At 60.3% G+C, this 1,489-nt stretch carries 1 protein-coding gene; it reads left to right on the forward strand.

Features of this window, described 5'->3' with window-relative positions; translation table 11 throughout:
* A partial coding sequence (locus tag G6024_RS13685; RefSeq protein WP_235027912.1) for a DNA methyltransferase occupies positions 1 to 1,478 on the forward strand: 1,478 nt, incomplete at its 5' end.
* Positions 1,479 to 1,489: the final 11 nt, after the last annotated feature.

Consider the following 1,489-nt stretch of genomic DNA (forward strand, 5'->3'; position numbering starts at 1 on the left):
TTGCAGTGGCCACTTTAGCGGGAACACTCCAGTTTCAGCTCGTCAAAAGCAAAGAAGCGCGACGCGAGGCCGGGGAGCACTACACCTCCGAGACGAACATCCTCAAGACCATCGGGCCGCTGTTCCTCGACGACCTACAGGCCGAGGCCAACCGACTCTGCGATAACAAGTCCACCAGCGTCAAAGCACTACGCGAGTTCCGCGACAGTCTCGCTACCCACGTGTTCGTCGACCCGGCCTGCGGATGCGGGAACTTCCTGGTGGTCGCCTACCGCGACCTGCGACGGATCGAAACCCAGATCATCCGCGAAATCCGCACCCGCGAGGGGCAAACCGGTATGGCACTGGACGCCACGCTGGAAACCAAGGTCACCATCGGTCAGTTCCACGGCATTGAGATCAACTGGTGGCCGGCCAAGATCGCCGAAACCGCCATGTTCCTCGTCGATCACCAAGCCAACCGTGAACTCGCCGCCGCCGTCGGCCAAGCTCCCGAACGCCTACCGATCGCGATTACTGCCCACATTCACCACACCAACGCTCTCCAAATCGACTGGAAGGACCTCCTTCCCGTACCAGCCGGAAACACCTACGTATTCGGTAACCCGCCGTTCCGTGGGGACGGTCGGGAGCAGGACCAGCTGCGCGATCTACAAGCTGCGTGGGGCGAGGACAAGCAGCTCTCTCGCATGGACTTCGTGACTGGGTGGCACGCGAAAACTCTCCAGTTGTACGCCAGCCGGGCCCACGGCGAGTGGGCGTTTGTCACGACGAACTCGATCAGCCAAGGGGACCAGGTTCCGCGCCTATTTGAACCGATCTTCGACGCTGGTTGGCGGATCAAGTTCGCGCACCGCACTTTCGCCTGGGACTCTGAAGCGCCAGGCAAAGCAGCTGTGCACTGTGTCATCGTCGGTTTCACCCGAGACCGTAGTGCCAAGCCTGAGCTCTGGGACTATCCCGATGTGAGGGGCAGGCCCACACCGCGCAGCGTCTCAACGGGAATCAATGCGTACCTAGTGGACGGCCCCAACGTTCTAGTCACGAAGGCTGCTGCACCGATTTCACCGGAGGTCGGCAGGACTGTTTACGGGTCGAAGCCGACCGATGACGGGAATCTGATCGTGGAGGTCGACGAGTATGACGAGGTCATGGCTGACCCCATTGCAGCGAAATACGTGCATCAATTCGTCGGAGCGCGTGAGTTGTTGCGTGGAGAAGACCGCTGGTGTCTGTGGCTCGACGGAATGAACCCGGCCGACGCAAGTCGGTCTCAGATCTTGAAGACGCGTATCGAGCGGGTACGCGACTTCAGATCGGCATCGCGAGCAGCTAGTACTCGTGACTTCGCGCAGTTCCCCCATCTGTTCCGTCAGCGTGCCAAGCAGGATCTTCCCTATGTGTGCATCCCCAGGCACGTTAGTGAAAACCGGCGCTACTTTCCGGTGGCAAAGTTCGGTCTGGAGTGTTCCCGCTAAAGTGGCCACTG

Origin of the sequence: Dietzia maris (assembly GCF_014144855.1) — a bacterium.
Classification (GTDB): domain Bacteria; phylum Actinomycetota; class Actinomycetes; order Mycobacteriales; family Mycobacteriaceae; genus Dietzia; species Dietzia kunjamensis.